Origin of the sequence: Desulfovibrio sp., assembly GCF_035644575.1 — a bacterium.
In the GTDB taxonomy this organism is placed as follows: Bacteria; Desulfobacterota; Desulfovibrionia; order Desulfovibrionales; family Desulfovibrionaceae; genus Desulfovibrio.
The window spans coordinates 1-8,357 of record NZ_DASQOG010000255.1 but is presented as its reverse complement, the minus strand read 5'-3'; the positions used below and the strand labels follow the sequence as shown (position 1 = coordinate 8,357).

6 protein-coding genes are annotated in these 8,357 nt (G+C 58.4%); all 6 read left to right on the top strand.

Going from position 1 to position 8,357, the window contains the following annotated elements:
- On the top strand, window positions 1–469 hold a 469-nt coding region (locus tag VEZ52_RS14360; protein WP_324837421.1), incomplete at its 5' end, for a molybdopterin dinucleotide binding domain-containing protein.
- A 385-nt stretch (window positions 470–854) separates the two neighbouring features.
- Complete coding sequence (fdhF, locus tag VEZ52_RS14355; protein WP_324837420.1) at window positions 855–3,053, top strand: formate dehydrogenase subunit alpha; 2,199 nt, start codon at window positions 855–857, stop codon at window positions 3,051–3,053.
- Window positions 3,054–3,121: 68 nt separating this feature from the next.
- Window positions 3,122–3,835 (top strand): formate dehydrogenase accessory sulfurtransferase FdhD, encoded by a 714-nt coding sequence (locus VEZ52_RS14350; protein ID WP_324837419.1) that lies wholly within the window; start codon window positions 3,122–3,124, stop codon window positions 3,833–3,835.
- A 1-nt stretch (window position 3,836) separates the two neighbouring features.
- Window positions 3,837–5,120, top strand: a complete 1,284-nt coding sequence (locus VEZ52_RS14345; RefSeq protein WP_324837418.1) for a molybdopterin molybdotransferase MoeA — start codon at window positions 3,837–3,839, stop codon at window positions 5,118–5,120.
- 63 nt (window positions 5,121–5,183) lie between these two features.
- Complete coding sequence (locus VEZ52_RS14340) at window positions 5,184–7,415, top strand: sigma 54-interacting transcriptional regulator (RefSeq protein ID WP_324837417.1); 2,232 nt, start codon at window positions 5,184–5,186, stop codon at window positions 7,413–7,415.
- A gap of 386 nt (window positions 7,416–7,801) precedes the next feature.
- A partial coding sequence (locus tag VEZ52_RS14335) for a c-type cytochrome (RefSeq protein WP_414649527.1) occupies window positions 7,802–8,357 on the top strand: 556 nt, incomplete at its 3' end.

The following is an 8,357-nucleotide window of genomic DNA, read 5'->3' as shown; positions in this document are numbered from 1 at the left end:
AATCAGCTCCGAGTTCCCGCTGGTGCTTTCTACCGTGCGCGAAGTGGGCCACTACTCCTGCCGCTCCATGACAGGCAACTGCAAGGCGCTGGCGGCACTGGCGGACGAACCCGGCTTTGTGCAGATGAACGACAAGGATGCAGAAGCCCTCGGCATCCGCGATCATGAGCTTGTGTGGGTGCAGTCGCACCACTCCAAGGTCATCACCAGGGCGCAGATCAGCCCGCGCACCAATAAGGGCGCGGTGTACATGACCTACCAGTGGTGGATCGGCGCATGCAACGAATTGGTGGGCGAGGTCTTGAGCCCCATCACCAAGACGCCGGAATACAAGTATGTGCCTGTTCGAGTTGAAAAAATAGAAGATCAGACATGGGCTGAAAGCCATGTTGTGCAGGTGTACAGCGAATTGAAGCAACGCCTGCGCAAGGAAAAGGCCAACGGTACAGCAATGTCCGTAACAGCCTGATAAGTAGCTGAGATCAGGGTTCCCCGCGCAAGGCGCGGGGAACCCCCAAAAAAGAAGAACCAACAGACTTTTTGCAAGCGCGGCCACAGTGCAAGCGCGCACGGCGGAACAGGCAGCGCAGATTGAGAGAATAACAAATTTATCTGTTTTACCAGCCAGTTGTAGGATGGAAAACAGTGCACACCCGGCAAGTGAAGGCTTTGTTTCGGCAGCACCGCAATGCAATGCGAGTGCGCCATCAAGCCCAAAAATCGGAACAGGCAAGTTCCATTGCATTTTTTCCGCAGCATGCCGGGCTGCCGTACCGCAGTACGCGTAAGTAAAATTTCTGCCGGATCAACGGAATGCCCGCCGTTGCCCAAGATGGACACACATAAGGAAGACCATGAAAAAGGTTATAGAAGTATGTCCCTATTGTGCTTCAGGCTGCAAAATCAATCTGCTGATTGAAAATGGCCGTGTGGTTGGCGCAGAAGGCGCTAACGGCCTGACCAACCAGGGGGCCTTGTGTCTCAAGGGTTTGTATGGCTGGGACTTTATCAATGACACCAAGATACTGACCCCACGGGTCAAAAATCCCATGATTCGCCGTAAGCGCGGCGGCTCGTTTGAGGCTGTCTCGTGGGATACGGCCATTGACTACGCATCGTCGCGCCTCATGGCCATCAAGGAAGAATTCGGCCCTGATTCCATCATGATATCTGGTTCCTCCCGCTCAACGGGCAATGAAACCAACTACGTGATGCAAAAGTTCGCCCGCGCCGCAGTGGGCACCAATAATGTCGATTGCTGCGCGCGGGTCTGTCATGGCCCCTCTGTTGCCGGGCTTCAGATGTCCGTGGGCAATGGTGCCATGAGCAACTCCATTGTTGAGGTTGAAGACACCAAGTGCATATTCATCTTTGGATGGAACCCTGCGGATTCACACCCGATCATTGCCCGCAGAGTTATCAAGGCCAAGGAAAAAGGCGCAACGATAATTGTGTGCGACCCGCGCAAGATTGAAACCGCGCGCATCGCAGACCTCTACGTGCCCATAAAAAACGGCTGCAATGTGGCCTTCGTCAATGCTTTGATGAACGTCATCATTAACGAGGGACTTGCGGACAAGGAGTTCATAGAAAGGTACACAACGGGTTTTGAAGAACTCAAAGCCATTGTGGACAACTATCCTCCTGAAGCGGTTACGGAAATCACGGGCATTGATGCCGAAACCATCCGCAAGACGGCCCGCATGTATGCGACCGCGCCGCAGGGAGCGGGGATTTTCTGGGGCATGGGCGTATGTCAGTTTTTTCAGGGTGTGGAGACGGTGCGGGCGCTCACTTCCATGGCGCTGCTTACTGGCAACATCGGCAAGCCCAATACAGGTGTTGCCCCGGTGCGCGGGCAGAACAATGTTCAGGGAGCCTGCGACATGGGCGCGCTGCCCAACGTATATGTAGGCTACCAGAAAGTTGTGGATCAGGAAGCCCGCAAGAAGTTTGCAAAAGCCTGGGGCCTGCCTGTTGAAAAGCTCTCTGACAAGGTTGGTCACTACCTGACCGAAGTGGCAAAGCTTGCCACAGCCGGGCAGCTCAAGGCTTTTTACTGCATGGGAGAAGACCCCTTGCAGACGGAACCGGAACTTTCCGCCGTACGCAGTGGTTTCAGCAAGCTTGACCTGCTCATTGTGCAGGATTGTTTTATGACCAAGACCGCAGCCGTGGCAGACGTGATCTTCCCCACCACCACGTGGGGCGAACACGAAGGCGTTTACTCTGCTGCCGACCGAGGTTTCCAGCGCTTTTACAAGGCTGTGGAACCGCAGGGGGATGTAAAGGTGGACTGGGACATCATCAGCCGCATGTCCACAGCCATGGGCTATCCCATGCACTACAACAACACCAAGGAAATTTGGGACGAACTCATCTCGCTCTCGCCCAAGTATGCGGAAGCGACCTATGAAAAGCTCGATGCAAACGGCGGGCTTGGCTATGTCCAGTGGCCCTGTACCAAGGATTCCCCCAATGGCACACAGGTACTCTACGCACAGTCGGACGGCAGCATCAAGTTTGAAACGGACGATGGCCTGGGCCGCCTCTACACGGTGGAATGGGTTCCGCCTGTGGACCAGATAAATGAAGAGTTCCCCATGGTGCTCTCAAGCGTGCGTGAAGTTGGCCACTACTCCTGCCGCTCTATGACAGGCAACTGCAAGGCCCTTGCGGCGCTGGCGGACGAACCCGGTTTTGTGCAGATGAACGACAAGGATGCTGCAAGGCTGCACATTGCAGATCAGGAACTGGTGTGGGTCGCATCGCGCCACTCCAAGGTTATCAGCCGGGCACAGGTAAGCCCGCGCACCAATGAAGGCGCTGTGTACATGACCTATCAGTGGTGGATCGGCGCCTGCAATGAACTGATCGGCGAGGTGCTGAGTCCCATCAGCAGAACGCCGGAGTACAAATATGCCGCAGTGCGGATTGAAAAAATTGAAGATCAAAAGTGGGCCGAACAGTATCTGGTTGAGACGTATACCAACCTCAGGCAACGCCTGCGCAAAGAACTGATAGACGGCTCTGCATCCAAGATTCCTGCCTGACTCCGGTAACCCTCAACCATCTCCCGCGCGGGCACTCCCAAGGTGTAACCGCGCGGGGAACCACAATCATGAAACAGTCGCCGGACCTTTCCATCAGTATTGAACGCACCATTACCCGCATCGGGCCTCAGGGCCGCCGCGAGGTCATGGACATACTCCTGCGCGAAGAACGCTACGAACTCGTCTGCAACGGCAATTGCGTGGCCGAGCTGCACTGCATGCCCAGCCTGCTGCGCGAGCTTGCCGTGGGGCGGCTCCGCACCCTGGGGCTGTTGCATGAAATTTCCGCGCTACGGGCGCTTTCCATTGATGAGCAAAGCCACGTTATAGAGGCATCTGTGGCGGAATCATCTACGCCAGCCGTGAGCGCGCCCAGCGATGTGCGGCTTGCCGCCGCGCAGGTGCACACACTGCAAGTGACCTTCAACGAACGTTGTGATCTTTTCCGCGCCACAGGTGCGGCCCACAGTTGCGCCCTGGCAACCCCGGAAGGCCTGCTGCTTTTCTGCGAGGATATCGCCCGCCACAACGCGCTGGACAAAGTCATTGGGGCCATGCTGCTGCAAGGCCTGAGTCCGGATGGAAAAATCCTCATCTTCAGCGGGCGGCTCGCCTCCGACATGCTCGCAAAGGTTGTGGCCTGCGGGGTGAAGCTGCTCATCGCACCGGGGGCACCCTCGCTCACCTCCGTTGAAATGGCCGAAGCTCACGGCATCACCCTGCTGGGCTTTGTGCGCCGCGACAACATCAATATTTACACCTGCCCGCAAAGGATATGCTGAGATGAACCGCGCTCTGCACTCCTTTGCGGCTGACGCGCAGCCCCATATTTCTACCCCGCCGGAGCGGGAAAGTCTGCCGCTGGAGGAAGCTCTGGAGCTTCTTTTGCAACACACGCCCACAGTTGCAGAGTCGGAAGAAGTACCGCTTTTTGACGCCGATGGCCGCATATGTTTTGCCCATATGCGCGCCGAGTTGCCTCAGCCGCCCTACAACCGGGTTCAGGTGGATGGATATGCCCTGCGCAGCGCCGACATTGCCAGCGCCACGGCGGAACGTCCCGCCATGCTGCTGGTAACGCAGCACCTCTATGCCGGTGATGCACCAGGCCATCCCCTTGAACCCGGTCAGGCGGCTCGCGTGACTACAGGAGCAGTCCTGCCTCCGGGCGCGGACTGCGTGGTGTGGCAGGAGGACACGCTGGCAGATGACCAGACCGTGGTTATTTCCCGCAGTCTTGCGGCCATGCGCAACTGCCGCATGTGCGGGCAGGATATGGAGCGCGGCAGCACCCTGGCCGAGAGCGGCGATGTGCTGCACAGCGGCATCCTCAGCCTTCTGGCTGGTCAGGGCTATACCCATGTGCGCGTATTCCGCCGCCCACGGGTCAGCCTGCTGGCAACGGGCAGCGAGCTTGTGTTGCCCGGCGCTCCTTTGCCGCAGGGCGGCATTTACAACATCAGCAGCACCCTGCTGGGCGTGCGCCTGCGCAAAATGGGCGCGCGCATACTGCGCATGATGACCAGAGGCGACAATCGACAGGCATTGCAGGAGCATCTGACCGAAATGCTGACCGAAAGCGATCTTGTCATCACCACGGGCGGAGCTTCTGTGGGGCCCAAAGACCTCGTGCCCGCCATCGCCTCAGAGATTGCGGCGGAACAGGGCGGCAGCATGCTTTTTCAGAGCCTGCGCCTCAAACCCGGTTCCATGACGCTGGCCGCTGCCCTGCCGCGAACCCTGCTGCTGGGCCTTTCGGGCAATCCTGTGGCTGCTGCCGCGACTTTTGGGCTGCTGGCGGTTCCGGTGCTGAAAAAAATGAGCGGCGCAACACGCTTTGCGCCCCTGCGGCAAAAGGCCGTAGCCCGCAACGATTTTGGCTCCTGCCGCAAGGACGAGCGCCGCATTGTGCTGGCGCGCCTTGAGGGCAGGGATGTGTATTTTGCGCGCGATGCGCAAGGTATGGGGCAGCCCGCCCTGTGCGACGACTGCAACTGTTTTGTGGATATTCCCGCAGGCAGCGCTCCTTTGCGCAAAGGTATGGAGGTAGACGTCATTCTTGCCTGATCCCCTCAGGCAAGCTCGGTAGACAGGCCTATAATCCTGCCCTATGGTGCATGGAGAAATGTTGTGGATATCCCGTCCAGAATCCCCCCCGGACGCACGCCGCCAGCCGGGTTTTTTACAGCCAGCGCCTCAGAGATGGTAAAAAGTACAGCTATTGTCTGGCAGGAAGCCCTGCTCGCAGCCAGCCGGGTGCTGCCCCTGCAAAAAGACATTCCCAGCCTTTTGCGCATGCTGAAAAACTGCTGTGATCCGCTCATGGCCTTTCAGCGCATACACATCGTTATTGCCGCGCCCATGCAGGAAAAAGCGCGGCTCTACATGCTTGACGCGCACGCTGACCGCTCTGCCGTTTCAGAACAAGACCTGATCCCCCAGCAGGGCCTGCGCCAGTTCTGGAGCCAGACCGAGGTGGCCTGCTTTGAAGGCGAACACCTGCGGCGGGAATTTCCCGACATTGCTGATCTTGACCAGTACCGCAATGCCAGCGGCTGCCTTTTTGTTCCCGTTTCCACGCAGGGCGGCTGCCACTGCGCCATGGACTTTGTCAAAACAGACGGCAGCGTGTTCAGCGACGATTCGCTTGTTTTTTTCCGTGTACTGGCCGGGGTGGTTACGGCTTCTGTCACAGCCATCCTCTGCATGGACAATGTGCGGCAGGAAACCGAACACCTGCGCCGTGAACGCGACCACTTCAGCATCCTGGTCGATGTGACCAACACGGCCATCGGCACTCTTGAAATGAACGACATGGTGGCCGTGGTTGCTGGCGAGATACGGCGGTTCTTCGGCATACGCGATTTTGCCCTGCTGCTGCACGAAACGGACGACACGTTTTCCTTCCACTGCGCCCGCCCGCCGCAGTCTACTGAAAATCCTGTGCTGCCAGCGGGTACGTTTTCTCTGTCCAACACCCTGCTCAAGCGCTGCCACGATATCAACGCCCCCCTGCTGGCGCGGCAGGGCGATCTAGCCAGACTTTCGCGCAAAGACCCGGCCTCGGAATTTATTCTTGGCAACGGCAATCAGGCTGCGGGGCTGTTTCCTCTGCATTTCGGCCAGCACTGCCTCGGGGCCATGCTGCTTGCCCACCGCCACCCCGATGTCTTTACCGATGAATCCGTCAGCCTGCTGGCCCAGATCGCCTCACGCGTGGCCATTGCCGTGCGCAATGCCCTGGATTACACCACGATCTCTGTGCAGAAAAACGACCTTGCACAAGAAAACCTGTATCTTTCTGAGCAGATACAGAGTCAGTCGGACATGGGCGTCATCATTGGGCAGAGCGATGCCATCATGCGCGTCTTGCAACAGGTGGACATGGTGGCCGCCAGCGACAGCACCGTCCTGCTGCTGGGCGAAACCGGCACCGGCAAGGAGCTTTTTGCCCAGGCGATCCACAACAGCAGCCCGCGCAAATCCAAGCGCATGGTCAAGATGAACTGCGCCGCAGTGCCTGCGGGGCTTATGGAAAGCGAACTTTTCGGGCACGAAAAAGGGGCCTTTACCGGGGCTGGCACGCAACGCAAGGGGCGCTTTGAACTGGCCCAGGGCAGCACCCTGATGCTGGACGAAATTGGCGACATCCCTCTGGAACTGCAGCCTAAACTTCTGCGCGTCCTGCAATCGCGCGAGATTGAGCGCCTTGGCGGGCACAAGGTCATTTCCGTGGATGTGCGCCTTGTTGCCGCCACCAACCGCAATCTGCAGGAAATGGTGCTGGACGGAACGTTCAGGGATGATCTGTTCTACCGCCTCAACGTCTTTCCCATTGCCATTCCGCCGCTGCGCGAACGCCGCGAAGACATCCCCCTGCTGGCAAAGCATTTTACGCAGCAGATGGCGCGGCAGATGAAGAAAAACATCACCAATATTCCTTCCGCAGCCCTGCGCTGGCTTTGCGACCAGCCCTGGCCCGGCAACGTGCGCGAGCTTGCCAACGTCATCGAGCGCGCGGTCATTCTTTCCAGCGGCCCCAGCCTGAATATCTGCCCGCTGGAGGTTCCCGCCCCTGTTGCGGCCATTTCTCAGCGCAGGCAGGAGGCCAGCGCGCCGCCCGCGCCCGCGCAGCCCATCCGACCAGTATATACGGATGCCCACCACCAGCCCGGCGAAACCCTCAGCGAGCGCGACCGCATAGTGGCCGCCATTCTTGCCTGTAATGGCGTAATGGCGGGATCGCGCGGGGTGGCCGCCATGCTGGGCCTCAAGCGCACAACCCTGCTCTCGCGCATGCAGCGCATGGGCATAGACATCAAGGATGTGCTGGAAACACGCGGTCAATCCCTGCCAGCCTGAATTCTACAGGCATCCCATGGCGGAATTCCCGCCAGTCAAGGCTCTCCCGTCCTCAATCCGTTGCCCTTTGCCAACTTGGCCCCAGATTTCAGGCTCATATAAAAAAAACGCTTGTCCCGCCTTGTTGACATAGCGGGAAGTTCTGTTACCCATTACAATATATCTTGAAAATTCGCGGCCTCAGCCTGTGGCCCGGTCTGCCCTGTTTTTGGCTTCAAGCTGGCCTGTTTCTGTCACGGTCACCGCTGGAGCAGATCAACATTGAACATGTTTGTCTGCTCTGCATGGATTTTTGCAAAAATCCGCGCTGCGAAGTGTCTGCACGGCGAAGGCAATCTTCCATCACGCAAGCATTTCAACGCAAAAATGCTCTAACCGGAGCCGCCATGAACAACCGCACTCTGCTTTACGCCCTGACGCTCACCTGTATTCTGCTGATATTCGGCGCGTGGACGCTGGCCTTTTTCCATTACGGGGCAGCCGTGCGGCAAACCCCGGCACCGCAGGCGCTGGCAACATTACAGGCAGGCCCGGCAGCAGAACCGCAGTTCAATCCGCCCAAACCGCAGGACGCGCCGGAAGATATCCGCGAAGCCGTCATGCTCGGCTACAATATTATCAACGATACGGCGCAGTACGCCCCCGAGCACGTGGGCAACGAACTTGCCTGCGCCACCTGCCATCTTGAGGGCGGCACCAGCAAGGCGAGCATCACCCTTGTGGGCGTTGCGGCAACCTATCCGCGTTTTCTGCCCAGCCACGGCTACAGCGCCGATCTTGCTCAAAAAGTGCAAGATTGCTTTGCGCGCAACCTCAATGCCGCGCCCCCGGCCCTCGACAGCCGCACCATGCAGGCTGTGCTCGCCTATCTGCACTGGATTTCAAAAGATATTCCCGTCTATGCCAAGCTGCCGTGGGCCCTGCCCGCAAAGCTCGACAGCA